The sequence below is a fragment of the Xenorhabdus griffiniae genome (genome assembly GCF_015163655.1).
Lineage (GTDB): Bacteria > Pseudomonadota > Gammaproteobacteria > Enterobacterales > Enterobacteriaceae > Xenorhabdus > Xenorhabdus griffiniae.
This window is the reverse complement of record NZ_JADEUF010000070.1, coordinates 1-20,902: the sequence shown is the minus strand read 5'-3', so window position 1 is coordinate 20,902 and position 20,902 is coordinate 1. Positions and strand designations below refer to the sequence as shown.

The 20,902-nt window shown below is 43.4% G+C and carries 16 protein-coding genes and 1 tRNA gene; 8 read left to right on the top strand and 9 right to left on the bottom strand.

The window, feature by feature from the left end:
• Positions 1–104: 104 nt before the first annotated feature.
• The 7 genes from IQ211_RS12040 to ygfZ form a co-directional block, all read right to left on the bottom strand.
• Positions 105–1,085, bottom strand: coding sequence for a hypothetical protein (locus tag IQ211_RS12040; RefSeq protein ID WP_193836365.1), 981 nt, complete (start codon positions 1,083–1,085; stop codon positions 105–107).
• A complete protein-coding gene (locus tag IQ211_RS12035; RefSeq protein WP_189760339.1) occupies positions 1,086–4,211 on the bottom strand; it encodes a toxin VasX in 3,126 nt (1,041 codons plus the stop codon). It lies immediately after the preceding gene.
• An 18-nt stretch (positions 4,212–4,229) separates the two neighbouring features.
• Positions 4,230–5,441: a DUF4123 domain-containing protein gene (locus IQ211_RS12030; protein WP_189760340.1), complete on the bottom strand. Its 1,212-nt coding sequence runs from the start codon at positions 5,439–5,441 to the stop codon at positions 4,230–4,232.
• Complete coding sequence (tssI, locus tag IQ211_RS12025; RefSeq protein WP_189760341.1) at positions 5,441–7,450, bottom strand: type VI secretion system tip protein TssI/VgrG; 2,010 nt, start codon at positions 7,448–7,450, stop codon at positions 5,441–5,443. The genes IQ211_RS12030 and tssI overlap by 1 nt, the downstream gene beginning before the upstream one ends.
• A gap of 12 nt (positions 7,451–7,462) precedes the next feature.
• The gene (locus tag IQ211_RS12020) at positions 7,463–9,205 is read right to left on the bottom strand and encodes a type VI secretion system baseplate subunit TssF (protein ID WP_189760342.1); all 1,743 of its coding nucleotides are present in this window, start codon (positions 9,203–9,205) and stop codon (positions 7,463–7,465) included.
• 442 nt (positions 9,206–9,647) lie between these two features.
• Positions 9,648–10,253: an HD domain-containing protein gene (locus tag IQ211_RS12015; RefSeq protein WP_189760343.1), complete on the bottom strand. Its 606-nt coding sequence runs from the start codon at positions 10,251–10,253 to the stop codon at positions 9,648–9,650.
• A 16-nt stretch (positions 10,254–10,269) separates the two neighbouring features.
• Complete coding sequence (gene ygfZ / locus IQ211_RS12010; protein WP_189760344.1) at positions 10,270–11,271, bottom strand: tRNA-modifying protein YgfZ; 1,002 nt, start codon at positions 11,269–11,271, stop codon at positions 10,270–10,272.
• 250 nt (positions 11,272–11,521) lie between these two features.
• Here ygfZ and sdhE point away from each other — a divergent pair, with 250 nt between their 5' ends.
• Both sdhE and IQ211_RS12000 read left to right on the top strand, forming a co-directional pair.
• Positions 11,522–11,788 carry an FAD assembly factor SdhE gene (gene sdhE / locus IQ211_RS12005; RefSeq protein WP_189760345.1) on the top strand — a complete coding sequence of 89 codons (267 nt, stop codon included), beginning with the start codon at positions 11,522–11,524 and terminating at the stop codon, positions 11,786–11,788.
• A complete protein-coding gene (locus IQ211_RS12000) occupies positions 11,769–12,188 on the top strand; it encodes a protein YgfX (RefSeq protein ID WP_189760346.1) in 420 nt (139 codons plus the stop codon). The genes sdhE and IQ211_RS12000 overlap by 20 nt, the downstream gene beginning before the upstream one ends.
• A 6-nt stretch (positions 12,189–12,194) precedes the next feature.
• Here the strand turns inward: IQ211_RS12000 and fldB are convergent, their stop codons facing one another.
• Positions 12,195–12,713 (bottom strand): flavodoxin FldB, encoded by a 519-nt coding sequence (gene fldB / locus IQ211_RS11995; protein WP_189760353.1) that lies wholly within the window; start codon positions 12,711–12,713, stop codon positions 12,195–12,197.
• A gap of 125 nt (positions 12,714–12,838) precedes the next feature.
• Between fldB and xerD the strand changes: the two genes are divergently transcribed.
• The 6 genes from xerD to IQ211_RS11965 all read left to right on the top strand — a co-directional run bounded on the left by xerD (position 12,839) and on the right by IQ211_RS11965 (position 19,412).
• Complete coding sequence (gene xerD, locus IQ211_RS11990) at positions 12,839–13,765, top strand: site-specific tyrosine recombinase XerD (protein ID WP_189760347.1); 927 nt, start codon at positions 12,839–12,841, stop codon at positions 13,763–13,765.
• A gap of 33 nt (positions 13,766–13,798) precedes the next feature.
• Positions 13,799–14,500 carry a bifunctional protein-disulfide isomerase/oxidoreductase DsbC gene (gene dsbC, locus IQ211_RS11985; protein WP_189760348.1) on the top strand — a complete coding sequence of 234 codons (702 nt, stop codon included), beginning with the start codon at positions 13,799–13,801 and terminating at the stop codon, positions 14,498–14,500.
• 70 nt (positions 14,501–14,570) lie between these two features.
• Entirely contained in the window at positions 14,571–16,304 is a 1,734-nt protein-coding gene (gene recJ / locus IQ211_RS11980) for a single-stranded-DNA-specific exonuclease RecJ (protein WP_189760349.1), read from the top strand.
• Between the two features lie 235 nt (positions 16,305–16,539).
• A protein-coding gene (gene prfB / locus IQ211_RS11975) for a peptide chain release factor 2 (protein WP_189760350.1) occupies positions 16,540–17,638 on the top strand; the annotation gives its coding sequence in 2 pieces (ribosomal slippage) (positions 16,540–16,614 and positions 16,616–17,638; 1,098 coding nt in all).
• Between the two features lie 9 nt (positions 17,639–17,647).
• Complete coding sequence (lysS, locus tag IQ211_RS11970) at positions 17,648–19,168, top strand: lysine--tRNA ligase (RefSeq protein WP_189760351.1); 1,521 nt, start codon at positions 17,648–17,650, stop codon at positions 19,166–19,168.
• A gap of 171 nt (positions 19,169–19,339) precedes the next feature.
• Positions 19,340–19,412: transfer RNA gene (locus tag IQ211_RS11965), tRNA-Gly, on the top strand.
• Between the two features lie 397 nt (positions 19,413–19,809).
• On the opposite strand, the gene IQ211_RS11960 is transcribed toward IQ211_RS11965, so the two are convergent.
• Positions 19,810–20,610, bottom strand: a complete 801-nt coding sequence (locus IQ211_RS11960) for an AraC family transcriptional regulator (RefSeq protein WP_189760352.1) — start codon at positions 20,608–20,610, stop codon at positions 19,810–19,812.
• Between the last annotated feature and the right edge of the window lie 292 nt (positions 20,611–20,902).

The following is a 20,902-nucleotide window of genomic DNA, read 5'->3' as shown; positions in this document are numbered from 1 at the left end:
CGGATGATAATTTCAGAATGGACGATTGACGCGTCGTTTAGCCGACGCGTATCCGGACTTTCAGTCCGTTAATCACTAACCCACCGACTTTAGTCGGTGGTTGTTCAGTTCGGATCGGTAGCTCCTTTCGGTGGGCCAAGCCTATCCAATTCAGCTAAAATAGCCGTAATCTGAGTTTCCCAATCTGCTGGTTTGGGATTTTTATGTGAAAAAAATATTGATGAAGGCCGTTCAAAGTTTACTGAACTGACGGAGTTTTTCCCTTGTATCAGATATTTTGCAACAAAAGCCAATAAATACTTTTTGCTGATTATGTCATCTATCAGGTTAGGAATACGGGGTTCAAAAGCATAAATCATTAGTTTATTATTTTTGTCAAATCCATAAACTCTTAAATACAGAACATCATAGAGATTAACAACATCGACTTGTGAGTAACGCGCAACATACATTTTTCCCCTATGCCAGGTATAAAACAGTTGCTTTTCCCGATCAATTACAAGAGGAGATATTTTTCGAATTAAAGACCATACCCATAAATGGATTAAAATCATTGTAATGGAAAATAGGAAAAAACCACCATCTAGTAATAAGTTTTTTCGCACTCTGGATTTTTCATAAAAACCATTGTCCATATAACGAATATGAAAATATTGAGGCCACGATATACTCGTTGCATCAGAAATATACTTATATGGCTCAAGAAAATCTGGCAATTTTGGATTTAAATAAAACTCATTTCCATATTTTTTTTTGGTTCGGATAACAGTTTCCAAATAACTTTCTTCATTCGCTCTCCATGTATTAATAACATCGTTAATAAAAAAACAAAACCCTAATAAAAAACCGACTAAAGAAGCAAGTAAAATCTTTTCGCGATAATTACTGCTTCCATATCGTATTTCACATTTTTTATCATCAATTAAGTCAATGAAATCCTCTGTTTTTATTTGCCCTTTATCTAGTATGCCGATGTCTTCATCCAGGAAAGGATCACACACTGTTGATAGTCGGCTAATTCTGACATCATGATTTGCTTTGTCTTCGGTTTTTTTTGTTAGCCACTTTTTTATTAAGTTTATCATTTAACGAACCTTCTCATCAAAATATCCATAAATCGCATTTTCGACTGTTGGCTCTTCTCCCCATTGATAACGCAAGGGTGAAATATTATCTTCTTTAGGCATATAGTACCAAAAAATTGTGAGATATTGAGCATATATTTCTTCTATTTCCAATGTCAGAGTAAGCATGCCATTTTCATCAATGGGGTTTTCATTTTTATAAATTATCTCAGAGAGAGCTTTCTCCATTAGTTCATCAAATCTCCGTTTAGCGTTAGCATAATAACGCTCATTTAAATAAATGGTGTGATCATTTCTGGAGGTAACAGCGGATGATGGTAATATATGATAAACTAATTCAGATCTTTCCCATTGAAAATTTGGCAACATAAAACGATAAGCTATCTTTCCTTTTTTATTACTTTCTTTTTTTAATATGGGCCGAGTAAAAAAATTCAAGAACTCTTGATGTTCTACCCGAAATGCATTGGTGACTCTATCATTCATTTCATGAATTTCTTCAAACTGTTTTTTTATACTAGGTCTATCATAATCCATTTTTAAAAATGAATATTTATCCCCACTTCCCCAAAAGCAATTCATTAATAAATATTCCAATTGACTCTTGCCAAAGAAAAATAAATAGATAATGCTTGCTAGCATACCTAGAATTCCTGCCCATATCATACCGGTAAAGAATGCTCCTGCTCCGGCTGCTCCAGCACCTGTCCCCAAAAGTGATGGCCCCAAAAATCCGGCAGTTATCATTAACGTGCCAGTACCAATAGCAACATGTGCATATGCTTCCTTATGACTACCTAAAGCGCTAGCATAATAAGCATCGTAGTAAGAAAGCGCCCCACTTAAAACTCCAGTTACCCCGACCGCACCCTTTGCCAGCAATTTTATATGAGAACTATTTAACATAAGCCTGCGTGATGCAGCGCCTAATAGTGCTTCTGCCGCTGGATGATTGATTTTTCTCGCTAGTGCTTCTGCTTTTGCAAACCCCTTGCCAATAAATTCAGAAAAACTTCGTGCCGCAATTGCCATACCCAGTATTGTATTCAGGTAGGTAAAAGCTAAGTACACAATTTTTCGATTCGCTTTCCATGGATCATTTCTATCAAAACCAGATTGTGTCAATAAGGTATAGAATGTATAACTTTTCATGATCAGATCAAATCCACTTAGACTGCTATCCAGTACAATACTAAGAGGTTTGTCATAATGTTGCAGAAACTTAATATTGAATTTGGGGCGGTTAACCTTAATGGTCGGTATTTTTAGTTTTAAATTGCCAGTGTAATTTTTAATCCGATTTGACCAATTAAATACTGCTTTTCCTCCTTTCTTTTGAAAATTGATTTTGGTCTTTTTTCCCCATCTTTTCGATTTCCCGATGAGTCCTTGTTGTTGATATTTTTCCAAATCATTAATCAATTTTACCACTTCTTTTTCTGTCAATAAGACAAAACCTTTATATTCTTCTACCCCCAAAGCATTAAGAATTTTATTGGTAAAAGTTTGATTTACCTTTTCAATACTTTTTTCATACAAACTGACAGATCCTTGGGCTATTTTTTCCGCGCTCCACGCAAGAAACATTCCTAGAATTTCACCTGTTGCACAGAGTATTTTATCTATGCCTTTTGTGACATAGCTTGCCATCAATAGCTTATTAGCACCATCATGTCCTAGCGTATTGACGATCCCATTGTTAATAACAGACCAAGAACTACTCTCATCTAATGCAAGCTTGCCGCCAATAATATGTTCTAATATCGATGTTCCCTCTGCTGTTCTCTGTAATGGCTGCATTAATTCTGCAATAAGATCGCAATATATCTCAAATTCCTGACCATCTTCTTCTGTCAGATCACTTTTTTTATCACCCAACGAAAAGAAGTATTTGAGATAATGTGACAAGCTACCTAATTTACCCGCAATATTCGGACTTTCAAAAAATTCTTTGTATATTTCAAGAATTTTTTTCTGTCTTTTTTTTACATCTATAATAGGATCGGTAAGTTTAGGCCACCAGGTTTTCCAATTTTCCTGATGTATATGTTCTTTAAAATATTTTTTAATGTTTTCATCCTTTGATGCGGCAATTATCTCAACAAATTGCCCTATTGTCAGAGGATAAATATTTGTCGCAGAATAACTTAACTCCCAAAGATTAAGTAATTCATATGCCATTAAAATATCACGCTGATATCCTACCGGATCATGCAATACCACAATGCTCGCTTTATCTTTGTAATAAGGGCATAGTAAGCTGTCTATGTAACGCATTTCCATATCGGCATCCATGAAAAAACTGCCTTCCGTCGAGATATCCCCTAAATCAACAGAATGTAAAAGCGGATCGGATAATTGATTTTTGTATGCCTGAAATTGTTTTTCAGGAACTTTGAAATCCTCCACTAAGCCACCGAAATGTTCTTGTTTGGCTTCCATGACATAATCTGAGTCCTCATGATCTAACTCCACAAATTGCATTGCATTTCTGCGAAAAGATTCATCCTTATCTATCTTGTCTAGGATTCGTTCAGAAAAAGGAACCTCACTATAAACAATACTCACCTTGGTTACATCTTTATCAAGCGCTAGAAAAGGATAACCTAAGCCCGCTGTGCCGCTGGCAGGGTGGATTTCTTCCCATGATGAACTTCCGGCTTTTTGCTCATATTTGGTGTATTTTGTGACCATCCCTCGTTTGCCCTTTAATGTGACAATTTCAGGGCTGAATTTGAAAATTAGTAACTTGCCTTCGTGTTGGGAGCCTCTGGTTTTAATCGGTCCTTCTTCTTTGACATAGATCCAACCCGCTCTTGGCAAGCGAATACTATAGCCCCCTAAGACACTTGCATTTAATGAATTGTCATCAGGATCAAGAAACGTACTGATGGGGGGTGGTAATTGCGCATTTATCTGTTTGTCACCAAAAAAGTTCATATATGCATATCTGACAGGATAAACAGGCCGGATATTGACATCACAGGGCCTGACAACGGTATCCATATCCAACTCATGGGGTATATATTCCCTCGCCATATCGACAAGTTCTTCAAATGTTTTTTCCACTTTTTTCGCGGCAGTCTCAAGCGCATCATTTGCGTTCGTTAATATCGATTTTTCCATTTGTCTTATTTCCTTGTGTCAACTTAATGTCCGGTTTTTAAAACAATATTCATAACAAATTAGTGCACGCAGCTCTTGCACCTGGGTTTTCGCACAGGCATGTTGCCATGCCCGTTGCCAGAGCTTTTCGTTATCCCGCGCCAGACTTCGGCCCGCTACCAAATGCAGAATGGAACGCTGATGGGAAAAACCCGCCAGACAGGCAAAATTGATCTGTTGCACTACAAAGGCCGGCAGCTGTTTTTTTTGTTCTGGTGACAGCTCAGGTTGAGTTTCTGCAATATATTTCACTATCTGAGCCACCGCCCGCTCTTGGGTTTGCCCAGCCAATAGGTTCACCAAATAAGGGTTGATTGCCACGGGGGCCGTTTTCTCCTGATCCAAGGTATTCTCAGCCAAAGAAAGGGCGTAGTATTGCGCCGTCTGGCTATCGAAATAACCGATCCGCGTTATCGGGCGCATAAAGTGCATCAGTTGTTCATCCGGTAGGCTTTTTAGTAACGGGAGCAAGCCTTGCGGCGCATAGAAGCGGTAAAACACCCATGATTGCTGTTGTTCATTTCTCAGATAGGTGAATTTGCGCAGGTGATTGCGGATCATAGGAAAAGGCTGGTCACTGTCGATAAATATACCCAGTTCTGGCGTGCTCGGTTGTGTGATCTTTTGCTGAAAGGCAGAGTACACCGTTGTGTCATCGGTTAATTCCACCAGATAAGGGGCGCTGTCTTCGAGCGTGATTTGCGTTTCTCCCTGAAACAGGCTTTCCCATCGCAGGTTAGATACCATCAGGTCAGGCACGATAAAACTACCCATGATCCGACGGTAAATCGTGGCATCCATCACCATATAGCGGTATTGCCCGTTCTCCCTGGCAGGCAGGGTTTGGGTGACAGTGAACTGCAATACGCCACGCTCGGCAGGCAAGAGGGCGCTGATATTGTGTTTGTCCAGCGGGATTACCTGTGCATTCCGTTCCACCCCTAGCCGGAACTGGCGCAATAGCGGCAATTCGACATAAGTGCTGGCAGCAAGGTATTCAGTCAACGGCTGAATACTTTGGTATTGCCCCGATGAATGTCCTGCCTGTAGGAGATATTCCGCCAGCGCCGACAGCGCTTGCGGCTTGCTCGTTGCATGGACAATCGCCCGGGCAGAAAAGTGTTCGCCTTGTTGCGTGGCATAGGAATAATCCACCACCCAATGTTCGGCGTAATCGGGTATCCAGGACATTATTCTGATGACTCCTGCTGCTTACGGGCTTTTTCCCGGCAGTCCTCAGCCATTGCTAACCCTTCATTAGCTGATCCGCTGAGTGATGGCACCGTGCCTGGGCTGCCCCCTGTGACTGAAACATCCCCTTGCAGGGTGATCTTGCCAGTGATCGTCACCCCTGAACCATCCAGCTTGATCGATCCCGCCTTGCCTTTGATCAACACGGATTCGCTGGCCTGTAGGGTATGGACTTTTGTCAGGCTCTGGATGTTGTTGACCACATTCAGGGTATAGTTGTTGTTGACTCTGGTGGTCTTATCCCGCCCCACTTCTTGCCGGTGATCGGCAAAGATATTTTCCTGCCAGTTGTTGTTGATGCGGGTTTTGCGATCTTTGGTGATGGTTTCAAACTGATTGGCATCAATCTGGATATGCTGTTCATGCATGATCCGGATAAATTCATCATTGCCGATTTCATGTTTGCGGTTGTTCAGGACATGATGGCTTTCATCGTGACCGACACGCTGGGTTTTATCGTGGTTTATCTGGATAAGCTGGTCTTTCTGAGCATGGATATAGATCTCTTCACTGCCTTTCGCATCTTCAAAGCGCAGTTCGTTAAACCCTTCTCCTTTATGGGTATGCGTTTTAAATGTGGTGCGGGTTTTTTCTGCGGGCAGATCCAGTGGTGGGCGGTTGCGGCCATTGTAGGTACAACCCGTGACTATCGGGCGATCAATATCGCCATTCAGATAGGAAACAATCACCTCCTGACCAATGCGTGGAATGGCCATAAAACCATAGCCATCACCATTCCAGCCTTGCGCGACACGCACCCAACAGGAAGCGCGATCATCCACTTCATCGTAACGGTTCCAATGGAAATGAACTTTGATAGCACCATGTTTATCAACGTAGATTTCCTCACCTGCCGGCCCCACGACAGTTGCCACTTCATCCCCATCCGCCAGCGGCTTATATCGGAATGGCGGGCGCCAATCCTGCCTGCCCGGAATAAAGGTGACGTGATTGGTTAATGTTGTCCCTTCTCCCGCATCCCCAGAAGCTTGTGGCTGATGTCCATGATGCGTGACAGTAACAACCTGCCAGCGATCATTCATCGACGCAATAGGGTGGGATTGCAGCACGAAGATCCTGCCGGGCCTTAATTTGATACAGTTGGTCTTCGCTTTACCGACTTTGCTCTGGTTCTGCAATTGCTCCAAACGCAATTGGGTGAAAGGGCGACCTTCTGCATCCTTCTGAAAACGGCCATAACTTTCAAAGATAGAGTGGTTCCCGCCATTATCCAATGCAGCCAGATGTTGCAGGGGATAGGAAGGCCGAAGAAAATTATTATCTTTGTGAATTGTTTCATCTGGGCACAGATATTCACCGTAATTCCACTGCCACGCTGTTGAATCACGGTTATCCGTGTTTGCCTGTACGTTGTAGGTCAATGTCAATGCCGCCAACATGCCGAGATGAGAATTGCTGTAAAACAGTTTGTCCTCTTCGAACCAGAACATAATGCCTTCTTCCGCAGCCAGCCGGCACCAGAATTCATAAGCGGATTCGCGTTTCTGGGTGATATATTCCCGTATCGAATGTTGCTGGTGATCTTTGTAAAACTTGTTATCCGCCTTGATACGATGCTCTTTCAGCAATTGTCCAAGGATATCTGGTACAGATTGATGGTGGAAAATCCGGCTATCCTGATTCAGCGTCATCAACCACATTTCTGGGCGGATAATGAAAGTGTAATAGGTTTGCCGCCCATCGGTATTTCCCTGCTCAGCGCCAGCCACAACACCATTGATAGTTCGCTCCGTGACACCATCACGAGTAATCGTCAGAGAAGCGCTGGCGCCCAATTGTTCATTGAGCGCCACGTTGTTAAAAGCGCTGACGACGGTCATAGCAAGGTGAAACAGTTGTGATAGCTCTTCCTGTAAGCTGAAATCCACGACCTGAAATGTTGTCTGCGGCAGTGCACCTATCTGGCAAGTGAAAACTAATCCATCCATTGCAAAAACTCCTTACATAATTGAGCGATAACCTTGGATCATTGAAGGTGACAGATACCATTGCGTCCCTGAAGGTTGGCTGAGTACGCGCATTCGCAGCCATGTCCCCTGGGCAAGGAAGAACGGGAAGAATTGGTAGAGTGAATTGGCAAATCGATACATCTCGCCGGCATCGGTATAAACGGTTTCATCCAGCATTAGGGTAACCAGCAGACAGCGAACGGGTCTGTCCCGAAGCATTCTGTCACCCCATTTCACCGTTATGTTGGTGATCCCACCGATCATACGCTGGATATTCCGGCTGGACGTGCGGTCAGTCTCTGCATACAGATCAAAGTCCAGTAACAGTTGTCTGACTGATGCAACCATCTCCAATAAATAGCTACCGTTAGAATAATGCGATAACAAATTCCAATGACGGTGGCTATCAACGATCGGCGGGTATGTTTGCGAAGCTGGCGTAATATTTTTCAATTGGAAAACTTCGGGAACATTTTCACCTGCCAGACAGATCTCTCCCAACGCAAGCGGTGACTGATGCTGTTCAAAACCATAAAAATGGCAAATGAATTCATGCTCAGGTGGTTTACGCATCAATTCCGCTTTACTGTCATAGAAAACCAGTTCGTACTGTATTCTGCCCAGCGCATCTTGATTGATTTCAAGCGCGTAGAACCAAGCCTTATCGTATTCTGGGTGATAGCGATCCATACCTGTCAGGAGGCTGACCGGATAAAACAGATATTCACCTCCACGGCTTTCTTTTTCTGTATTCGGCTCATTTTTCAGTTCAACGCCTGCAATATGCAAAACACCTTGAGTCGGCATGAGAGGTAAGCGATAGCGCGCTGTTTCTGGCGTAAAAGGGAGTGTCACCTGTCGGTTACGCGCCATATTTATGACAGGTACACAATGAAGCTGAAATGCTGATTCAATTTGAGCCGCAGACAAAGGCAGGATTGTATTCAGCGTGAGAACGACACTGAATTCACGTTGTTTTGCCAGTTTCAATCGCTTTGCCATTGTCGGCAAGGGCAGATTCAGAAATTGGTTAATATGCGGCAGGTAAAGTGACTCAATTAATAGCTGTGGTGCCCAGTTATCCCCGACAGCAGATGATAAAGCCAATCGCGAAGCGCCTGAGCGCGGTTCAAACCGATCGCCGTGTGCTTTATAAACTTGCTCACCATGATGTAATTCCGCACCATCATAATATTGCGTGAGCCCCAGCATCAGGGTATCTGCAACTTGCTCATCACTGCTCAGGAACAAATTAATCGGCTGAGTCAACCACTCTTCTTCTTTACCGATGTAACGGAATGTTAAGGTGATTTTGGTTGTCTGTACCTGATGTATAATTTCACGTGACACCAATGCCAAAGGCGCAATAGGGCATTCACGACACGTAACAAATGGTTGCCGATGATGAGTATAAACTTCTGTCCCCACCGGAATAGAAAAAGCGAAATCTCCTTGTGCCTCACTGTCAAACTGAATAATGCTGGTTGCGGGAATACCTTTTATCGGTTGTGCGCGCAATTTTTGTAACAATGGTTGAGTTAGCTCAGGAAAGGCATCCTTCACTTTTTGATTCAGGCGTGCCATCAAAGCAGCAAAACCTTCATTAAGCCTTTCGGCATCAGGATCTCTGCCACTGAGGACATCTCTGAGATGTGACTTGTCTTCACCCGCCGCTTTTGCAAGTTGCCTTAAGTAATCAAGTTCCCACTGATAAAAATATTCAAACGGATTCACTACTAACTCCTTTCCTTAAAGCGGTATGTTATGAGGATAACCCCTTGGCATTTATACCTGTCCTTCAAGTGGCAGCATTGTTGGTATCCTGAAATAGATAGGGTATATATTTAATTTATTAATTTCAGTTAAGTTTATATATTTATAAATTCTTATGAATTAAAAATAGCCGCTTAATATATACGCTGTGTGGAATATGTCAAAACGAAAAATAGTGGGCATATTGTGGCTTTATTTCTATTTATTCATGATGAAAATATTAGAGTGTATAATGTTTTAGTTTGGTTTTAATAAACCAAATTGATTAATTTATCCGTTCGCGATTAACCGCTTAGAATACCTGACAGGTAACGTGAGCTTTGCTTAAGAAAGGAGATAAGGAGGAATTTTAAAGCTGCCAGTTGTACCTGACAGCTTGTTTTAGAGGAGAAAAGGCGAAAAATTATTTCAACCAGCCTTTTTCTTTTGCGGCTTCCAATTGTAGCAGCAGGTATTTCCATAGTTCAGGATAACTTTCGGAAACAAAGTGGAGCAGGTTGTAAGCTTGCTCAAAGCGAATATTATTTTCGACCCAACTCTGTCCTTGGTTATGCAGGTTCATAAATACCGGCATAATTCTATCGAGGGTTTTAGCAAAACGCGCTTCTGGCGTGATGGCATCTTCGTATTCGTGCCACAGTTCCAGAAAATATTTTCTCTGGGTTTCCGGCAGTAAGCCAAAAATACGGTTAGCCGCTTTCACTTCATGTTCGTGAATGGCTTCACGGGCAGCCAGATCGAACGCGATAACATCACCCGTATCGATCTCAACAATGTCATGAATTAAAGCCATCTGCATGACTCGGCTAATATCCACATCTCCGGCATAAGGCGCAAAGCCAAGCACGGCAATAGCAAAATGCCAGCTGTGTTCAGCGGAGTTTTCATGGCGCGTATTATTCAATAACTTGGTCTTGCGATGGACATATTTTAATTGATCCAGTTCCATAATAAACGCAATGACATCGGTAAAAGGGCCGAAATCAACAGGAGGTACAGCTAATGACATACAAAAACCTCAATAGTTATTTTTCTTCGTCTAGTGAATAAGGCAATGTTTGAATGGTAAGAGCGCTACCTTCATCATCGCGAATACGAAATACACTCCCTGCTTCCATATCATTATTCATGACCACTTGGACCCAGATTGAGCCATCAACCAGTTTGACTGCCGCCAATACTGAACCGGTTCGACGCCATTTCTCGCCCAATTGCCATTCCAGATCATCGCCAACAGCCGGCAGAGAAGTGGCATTACCTGCCAGCCAGTACATGGCTCGCTTGTTTGCCCCACGATATTTGGCTCTGGCTACCATTTCCTGACCGGTATAACAGCCTTTCTTGAAGCAGATACTATTTTCGATTGCTTGCAGGTTGGTGGCTTGTGGAATAAATTGTGCGCTGCTGGCGGCATCAATCACTGGGAACCCGGCTTCAATTTCCAACGCCAGCCATTGCTGGCTGTCATTCAACTGCGGTTGACATGTTGCGATTAACGTTTCGGTTAATTTAGCGGCAGTTGTTTTGTCCGTGACGATAAGGAAACGTTCAGCGGGAAGGGCAAAGTGGAGGAGGGTGGTAGCTTCGTGTTGGATAACAGGAGACTCAGTATCAGGCAGGGTTGGAAAGAGGGGAGTCAGCGCTTCCCTGCTTCCTGTGCCAGCGACACCGAGCAAGATATTTGCTTCATCTTTGGCAAGTGTTACTTTGGAAAACACAGCATACTTTTTCAATTCGGTTAATTGGGTTTCCAACAATGAACGGCGTTCAATATAGGCAAAACCTTCACCACGCTGAAACAGACGTAAGTTACTCCACATCTTGCCCTTGGCATCACAATGGGCAGTTAATACGTGCTGATTATCATTCAGGAAAGTCAGATCGGTTGTAACCTGACCTTGCAGATACTTCTTCGCATCAGCGCCTATGGTTGTCACTATCCCCCAATCATCAAGGGAAATTAAAGTCAGTGGTAGTGTTGCTGAAGGGGATGGATCTTGTGCAGAAAACGGTGTGTGGTAAGTCATAGCAGCTCCTGCCAGTAAACTAACTAAGAAATAACACTAATGGTAAAAGAGATGCGGTTTAATGCAAAGGGATTATGCTTGTTATTTACAGATAAGGCATGCATGGTCAATTTGTTGCGATAGGCTTCGCATCTTGTCGATATATCTTGTGAGCCCACCGAGGCAGATGATGAAAAACAGCCCAGAATCGTTGATAATCTGCTTACCGTCTTAATGGCACGAATGAAAATGATAAAGAGGCTTTTTAAACATGGATATTGAGAATAAGGCACGTATTCACTGGGCATGTCGTCGTGGAATGCGTGAACTGGATATTTCTATCATGCCATTTTTTGAATATGAATATGATTCATTGGGTGATGATGACAAACGGATTTTCGTTCGTTTGCTGGAGTGCCCCGATCCTGACCTGTTCAATTGGCTGATGAATCATGGACGGCCCGAAGATGATAAGCTTTACCATATGGTGAAATTGATCCAGAGCAGAAACCAAGCCCGTGGTCCTGTGGAACAATAAATTAAGGGCGTCTTGCCAGACTCGCCTGTTTTCCACGGGCGTACATGGTGCAGTCGCAATTGCTGCTTTGCTGGCACCCTGGCCTGCTTTTTTGGGGCTTTTATTTTTCTGGTTTCCACTGTTTGCCATCATTATAAGTAGTTGGACGTGGAGCCAGAAAAATATCCGGCAGTGTCAGGGCAGGTTGGTACTGTTCGAAGGCAACAAAGTGCATTGGCAAAAAGCTGCCTGGCGTATCGCTCAGCCCCCGTGGTTCCATCGCTATGGAATGGTGGTTATGCTCCGTGCATTTAGTCAGGCAGAAAATAGGTGCGTTCGGTTATGGATAGCATCAGATAGTATGTCGCCTGCGGCCTGGCGTCATTTGAATCAATTGATGCGCCAATACCCTGGACGGTGATGATGGTTAAAACAACGCTTCCATTTCAGACAATATCTGCATACACCATTCGCCTAAGCGCTCATCTGTTTGTTCGAATTGGTTCACATCATCCAGAGCCAGCCCGACAAAATGTTTGCCATCTTCGGACAACGGCTTCGGGCTGGTAAATTCATAACCGTCTGTTGGCCAAAACCCTATAAACTGTACACCCGTTGGTAGCAGATGGTGATACAGCATTCCCAATGCATCCAGAAACCACTCGCCATAATCGATCTGATCGCCCATGCCATACATAGCAACGATTTTTCCTGCCAGATCTAACGAGGGAAGTTGATCCCAAATAGCCTGCCAATCTTCCTGTAATTCGCCGAAATCCCAAGTTGGGATACCGAGGATCAGGACAGAATATTCTTCCATCAAGCAGGGATCACAATCCTTGACATCGTGCAGGTCGATCAGATCTTCACCGAGTATGTCGCGTATTTTTTCTGCTACCATTTCTGTATAGCAGGTACTGGAGCCGTAAAAGAGACCAATTTTCATCATTAGTTATCAGGGAATTTCGAATATCAAGATCGGTATTGTAACAGAATAATTGCTTTTTCAGGCATAATAGCCCGATTGGAAGGCACAGATAGGCAGACAGAAAGGAGGAATAAAGAGAAATAATGCCAAAAAAACATAACCTATTAGATAACCACCCATCGGCTAATCCCCTGATAGAGCAATTTCTCGATACCATCTGGCTGGAAAAAGATCTGGCCGAAAACACCCTGGCTTCTTATCGGCTTGATTTACAAGCTTTGAACAATTGGTTGATGCATTATGATCACGATTTACTTTCAGTACAGCCGATAGAATTACAGTCGTTTTTAGCTGAGCGAGTAGATGGCGGTTATAAAGCCAGTAGTTCAGCCCGCTTGTTGAGTGCAATGCGGCGGTTGTTTCAGTATCTGTATCGTGAAAGAATGCGGGAAGATGATCCAACAGCATTATTATCTGCGCCTAAATTGCCTAAACGTCTGCCCAAGGATTTAAGTGAAAAACAAGTTGAGGATTTGCTAAACGCGCCTTTGGTCGACCAACCACTCGAATTGCGAGATAAAGCCATGCTGGAAGTGCTTTATGCTTGCGGATTGCGAGTTTCAGAACTGGTTGGCCTGACCTTATCTGATGTGAGCTTACGCCAGGGAGTGATCAGAATTGTGGGTAAGGGCAATAAGGAAAGATTGGTTCCTTTGGGAGAAGAGGCTGTTTATTGGCTGGAAAAATATCTGGAATATGGACGCCCGTGGCTATTAAATGGTTCTGTATCTGATGTATTTTTCCCCAGTAAGCGCGGAACACAGATGACACGCCAGACGTTCTGGCATCGGATCAAACACTATGCTGTATTGGCAAGCATTGATGCTGAACGCTTGTCACCCCATGTCTTACGCCATGCTTTTGCAACACATTTACTTAATCATGGTGCAGACTTACGTGTTGTGCAGATGTTATTAGGCCATAGTGACCTCTCCACAACTCAGATTTACACTCATGTAGCCACCGAACGTCTCAAAGTGCTGCATCAACAACATCACCCCCGTGGGTAACTGCGGCGTTAAGTGAAAATAAAGGAACGAATAATGAAGAAGATCGCATTTTGCCTTTCATTACTGTTGACTGCTGTTGCCAGCAATGCCTTTGCTGATGAAAGTGCTATCAATAACACACTGTCTAAAATGGGAATTAAGGCAGAAAGTATCACGCCATCACCACTACCTGGTGTGAGTTCAATTTTAACCGAGCATGGCATTATTTACTTGTCTGATGATGGTAAGTATCTGTTACAAGGGCCACTTTATGATGTTAGTGGCAAAATACCCCAAAATATCAGCAATAAGGTTCTGGTTAAAAAATTGGAAGCTTTGAAAAATCAAATGATTATTTACAAAGCGCCAAAAGAAAAACATGTTGTTACTGTTTTTACTGATATTACCTGTGGTTATTGCCGTAAATTGCATGAGAGTATGCAAGAATACAACGAATTGGGGATTACTGTTCGTTACCTGGCGTTTCCTCGTCATGGTTTGCAACACCAGTCAGCTAAAGATATGCAGTCTATTTGGTGCAGTGCAACACCGAATAAGTCACTGAATGCCGCTTTCAAAGGCGAAAATATCTCTCCAATTAAAGAATGTAAAACAGATATTGCTAAACAATATCAGTTAGGCTTGCAGTTTGGTGTTCAGGGCACACCGGCGATCGTCTTAAAAGATGGCAGTGTGCTCGGTGGTTATTTGTCACCAAAAGATTTACTGGCTGCGTTGGAACATCATGCCAACTAATTGAAATAGTTGATGTTACCATTCAGTAAATACAAAAAATCGTGAATAAGAAATCAGTGAATAAGAAACTGTGAGTAGAGAAATACAACTCCGCCGCCGACCGGTGGCGGACCTTGATCATCTTCCCAACGATATCCATCCGTTATTGCGCCGTTTATATGCTATGCGTGGCATACAGCAAGTTGGTGAACTGGAGCGTAGTGCAAAGGGACTCCTCAATTATCAATCCCTCAATGGTATTGAGCAGGCTGTTGCCTTATTGGTTACTGCATTACATGAACATTGGCGTGTCGTGATAGTTGGCGATTTTGATGCGGATGGAGCAACCAGTACTGCTTTGAGCATCCGCGCTTTGCGTGCCATGGGATATCGCAACCTTGATTATCTTGTGCCAAACCGTTTTGAAGATGGTTATGGATTAAGCACTCAGGTGGTTGATGAAGTTGTCAAAAGAAGCGCAGATCTGATTATCACCGTGGATAATGGGATCTCATCCCATGATGGTGTAGCCGTGGCACATCAACATGGCATCAAGGTGATCGTCACAGATCACCATTTACCGGGCGAAACATTGCCAGCCGCAGATGCCATTATCAATCCTAATTTAGTTGACTGTACTTTTCCTTCTAAGGCATTGGCAGGGGTTGGTGTTGCATTTTATCTGATGTCTGCACTCAGGGCTGAATTGCGCAAACTGGCATGGTTTGAGCAACAAGGTATTCCATTACCCAATTTGGCGGAGCTGCTGGATTTAGTGGCATTAGGTACAGTGGCTGACGTGGTTCCCCTCGATACCAATAATCGCATTCTGGTATATCAAGGACTCAATCGCATTCGGGCAGGGCGTTGCTGTGCGGGAATACGGGCGCTGCTCGAAGTTTCCAAACGGGAAGCGACAAAATTGGCCGCCAGTGATTTGGGATTTGCGTTGGGGCCACGCTTAAATGCCGCCGGACGTCTGGATGATATGTCCGTTGGGGTGGCATTATTACTGACTGATGACATGGCGCAAGCCCGCCAGATTGCTTGCGAGTTGGATGGTCTGAACCAAACCCGTCGGGAAATCGAACAAGGTATGCAGCAGGAAGCCTTGCAGATTTGCGATAAAATCGAACGAACCCATACCCAGCTACCTTACGGATTAGCCATTTACCATCCCGAATGGCATCAGGGGGTTGTGGGTATTTTGGCATCACGTATTAAAGAGCGTTTTCATCGCCCAGTCATTGCTTTTGCTCCGGCAGGTGATGGCACTTTGAAAGGCTCTGGGCGTTCCGTAAATGGCTTACATATGCGAGATGCACTTGAACGTCTTGATACTCTGCATCCAGGACTGATGTTGAAATTTGGTGGTCATGCGATGGCAGCGGGATTGTCGATTGAACAAGACAAATTTGATCTTTTTCAGCGCTATTTTTCCGAACTGGTCGCTGATTGGATGGATATAGCCCAACTTGAAGGTGTGATCTGGAGCGACGGCGAATTAGCATTGGCAGAGTTATCGTTGGAAGTGGCTGAAATTCTGCGTGATGGTGGTCCGTGGGGGCAAGCATTTGCGGAACCGGTTTTTGACGGTAAATTCAAACTATTGCAACAGCGTATTGTGGGTGAAAAGCACCTGAAAGTCATGCTGGAACCCTTAAATGGTGGGCCAATGTTAGATGGCATTGCATTTAATATTGATGTCAGTTGCTGGCCGGATAATAGTATCAAAACAGTAGAATTGGCCTATAAACTGGATATTAACGAATTTCGTGGTAATCGCGATGTTCAGCTTTTGATCCAGCATATTTGGCCCTATTGAATGAACTTAGGTTTCTAAATAGCGTTTCAAAATGATAGGAGTATTCCTTACCCCGCGCGGAGCGCGGGGTAAGGAACGCCAACATTTGATACTCTCAGTATTATGAAAAACTATTTAGTTGCATTTAAAAAAGTGAAGGGTATGAACCCCTTGATAGATCCGTTACAATGCACGGTTCGAAAATATCCATGCGACCATCGTTTATTCATAATACACAACGTATAAGACACGAAATATGTTTGAAATTAATCCGGTAAAAAATCACATTCAGGACCTGTCTGAGCGGACAGCAGTTCTGAGGGGGTATCTTTGACTATGATGCCAAGAAAGAACGTTTAGAAGAAGTCAATGCTGAACTCGAACAGCCTGATGTCTGGAATGAACCGGAACGGGCACAGGCGTTGGGTAAAGAACGTTCATCACTTGAAAGCATCGTAGAAACCATTGATCAGCTGACTCAGGGATTAGAAGATGTGAACGGCCTGCTGGAACTGGCCGTTGAAGCTGATGACGAAGAAACCTTCAATGAAGCCGTCGCTGAGTTGGAACAGCTGGAAGAGAAGCTGGGCCAACTGGAATTCCGTCGCATGTTTTCTGGCCAATATGACAGTGCAAACTGCTATCTGGATCTTCAGGCGGGATCTGGCGGTACAGAAGCGCAGGATTGGGCCAGCATGTTGATGCGTATGTACCTGCGTTGGGCAGAATCCAAAGGCTTTAAGACAGAAATTATTGAAGAATCTGATGGTGACGTTGCGGGTTTGAAATCTGCCACCATCAAAATTATGGGTGAATATGCTTACGGTTGGTTGCGTACAGAGACGGGCGTTCATCGCTTGGTACGTAAAAGTCCTTTCGATTCAGGTGGTCGCCGCCATACATCATTCAGTTCTGCCTTTATCTATCCAGAAGTGGATGATGATATTGATATCGAAATCAATCCAGCTGATTTACGCATTGATGTATACCGTGCCTCTGGTGCTGGTGGTCAGCACGTTAACAAAACCGAATCTGCAGTACGTATCACCCACGTGCCGACAGGTATTGTAACCCAATGTCAGACAGACCGTTCTCAGCATAAAAACAAAGACCAGGCGATGAAGCAGTTGAAAGCGAAACTGTACGAACTGGAAATGCAGAAGAAGAATGCAGATAAACAAGCAATGGAAGATAATAAATCGGACATTGGTTGGGGGAGCCAGATTCGCTCTTACGTTTTGGATGATTCTCGCATTAAGGATTTGCGTACTGGTGTAGAAACCCGCAATACTCAATCTGTGCTAGATGGGGATCTGGACAAATTCATTGAAGCAAGTTTAAAAGCTGGCTTATGAGGAACTAAAATGTCACAACAACAACAAGGTGCTGAACAGGCTCCTGATTTAAATAACGAACTGAAAACGCGCCGTGAAAAACTGGCTGCCTTGCGCAGCAACGGCATTGCTTTCCCAAATGATTTTCGTCGCGAAAACATTTCCGTAGATCTGCATGCTAAATACGATGATAAGACCAAGGAAGAATTGGAAGCGCTTGACATCGAAGTGACTATTGCTGGTCGTATGATGACACGTCGTATCATGGGTAAAGCCTCTTTTGCCACCCTGCAAGACATGGGGGGTCGCATTCAGATCTATGTTTCCCGTGATGACCTGCCGGAAGGCATTTACAACACTCAGTTCAAGAAATGGGATTTAGGTGACATTTTAGGCGCACGCGGTAAGCTGTTCAAAACTCAAACGGGTGAGCTTTCTATCCATTGTACTGAGTTGCGTTTGCTGACTAAGGCATTGCGTCCACTGCCGGATAAATTCCACGGCTTGGCGGATCAGGAAACTCGCTATCGTCAGCGTTATTTGGATCTGATCGCGAACGATGAATCACGCAAGGCATTCCAGATCCGTTCCCGCGTGATGTCGGCATTACGCAGTTTCATGATCCAAAAAGGTTTTATGGAAGTTGAAACGCCAATGATGCAGGCGATCCCTGGTGGTGCAAGTGCGCGTCCATTCATTACGCACCATAACGCGTTGGATATCGACATGTACCTGCGTATTGCGCCAGAACTGTACCTGAAACGTTTAGTCGTCGGTGGTTTTGAGCGTGTTTTCGAAATTAACCGCAACTTCCGTAATGAAGGTGTTTCTCCGCGCCACAACCCAGAGTTCACGATGATGGAACTCTACATGGCTTACGCGGATTATCAGGATCTGATCGTATTGACCGAAGAACTGTTCCGTACCCTGACTCAAGAAGTACTGGGTACAACATCGGTGAAATACGGCGAACAGGAATTCGATTTTGGTCAGCCTTTTGCCAAGATGACCATGAAAGAAGCGATCTGCAAATATCGTCCAGAAACTAACATGGCAGATTTGGATGATATGGACAAAGCGGTTGCTATCGCGAAATCTTTGGGTATTGACGTTGAAAAGGGCTGGGGCTTAGGCCGTGTTCAGTGTGAAATCTTTGAAGAAACCGCGGAAAGCCATCTGATTCAGCCGACGTTCATTACAGAATATCCGGCAGAAGTTTCTCCGCTGGCACGCCGTAACGATGATAACCCATTCATTACTGATCGTTTTGAATTCTTCATTGGTGGCCGTGAAATTGGTAATGGCTTCTCGGAGCTGAACGACGCGGAAGATCAAGCAGAACGTTTTGCAGAGCAGGTTCGCCAGAAAGATCAGGGTGATGACGAAGCGATGTTCTACGATGAAGACTACATTACTGCGTTGGAGCACGGCTTGCCGCCAACAGCAGGCTTAGGGATTGGTATCGATCGTATGGTGATGTTGTTTACTGACAGCCATACCATCCGTGATGTTATCCTGTTCCCGGCAATGCGTCCGCATACGCATAAATAATCATTTCTTGATTAAAACTAGTTAAAAACGCTGTCCGGTTAACCGGACAGCGTTTTTTTACATACATCAAAAAAGCTTAAACAACTGACTGAAATATAGACAAATATTAACGATATACTACTTGCTGAGATTCAGTATGAGGTATATATTTAACGCCATCACTTCGTTGATGCGAGTGTAGTTCAATGGTAGAACGAGAGCTTCCCAAGCTCTATACGAGGGTTCGATTCCCTTCACTGCTCCAAATACACTTTTCTTATAGTCAATTATAAAATATAATTAAATCAATAGATTAATGTCTTTGTTGCTCTCTCTTAGCTGAATCAACCCGTCATTCCGGTTTTTGGAATGGTCAACCCAGACGGACGTATCAACCAAAATAGTCATTATGCGGATGGCTCTTCCCGGCGACGGGGAACTATCTGTATTTCAGGTGATGTGCTGTCGAGCGATGCCACTCTTTTTGTCGCCTGTACTCGAACAAACGTTTTCACCGCTTCCCGAAAAATATCCGCAATAAATTACGCCCTGACAATATGCAATGTTGTGTGGCTTGCTTTGCCGGAGGCCAAAAACAAAATCATGTTGGTTATTTCGTCGGGCTGTAGATGTAAAGCAATTCAACAGATTGAATGTTTGGTCTATATTTTTTTATATTCCGCAGGAGTTGCCGCAACCAATTTTTTAAAGTTCCTATGAAAGTGGCTTTGGTCATAAAAACCTAACTCAGTTGCTATAGATGCTATATCCATTCCCTGCTTCAAGAGTACTTTTGCTTCATTAATGCGCATTGCGATTTGCATAGCATGTGGAGTAATACCATATGCCTTTCGAAATGAGTGGATAATGTGATATTCACTCAATTGAGAGTGAACAGCAATATCTTTTACCGATATATTACTTCGAAAATTTTCACAAATATATTCATACGCCTTAGATACATTATTTTTTGGTACAACTTTCTTTAAAGGTATGGAGTTGGACTGTGAAAACAGATTGGAAAAAAAAGCGATACTCTCTTCTTCCATTTTCATTTTGTCTTTATTAAGAATGATTGTGTTGGCTAATTCTTGAAACTGTACATAAAGTTCCGGATCATTGGTATGATTAATTGAGAACGGAATAAAATTCGTTCCTCTTTCACCTACAACCATCGATTGTACATACCCTAACCATTTGGGACATACATACAGCATTTTGTAACTCCAATTTGTATCTGGTATTGGGTTACATGAATGAACCTCTAGAGGGTTAATGATGACAAGAGAACCCTTTTGTATTCTACGTTCAATATTACTATTGAAGTAATCACTTTGACCACAATCTACAGCTCCAATAGAAAATTCTTCATGAGTGTGTTTCCCGTAACAGGCTTTCGAATTTTTAGAAGAACGCAGTTCAATGGGGACTACGCTCGAACGATAGAATTTTTGCTTGGTCATCTATATTCATACCCTTCTAGGGGGGATGTTTTGTGATGGGTTATTAGACAACAAGATGTATCGAACTACAAGAAACAACGCCAATTATACCTTACCGAAAAAATAGTCGAAAATCGGATAAACAGATTGATAAATGTTTATATCATTCTGACTTCAAGATGCGTGTGATTTATTCCCGCGAAGCGCTGAGGAATCCCCAGAAAATAGACAAGCATAGCGTTGTGTGATCTACTGATTGTTCCACCAAGTCAATAGGGTCACTGCTATGCCTGCACGTCAAGTATGCCATAAC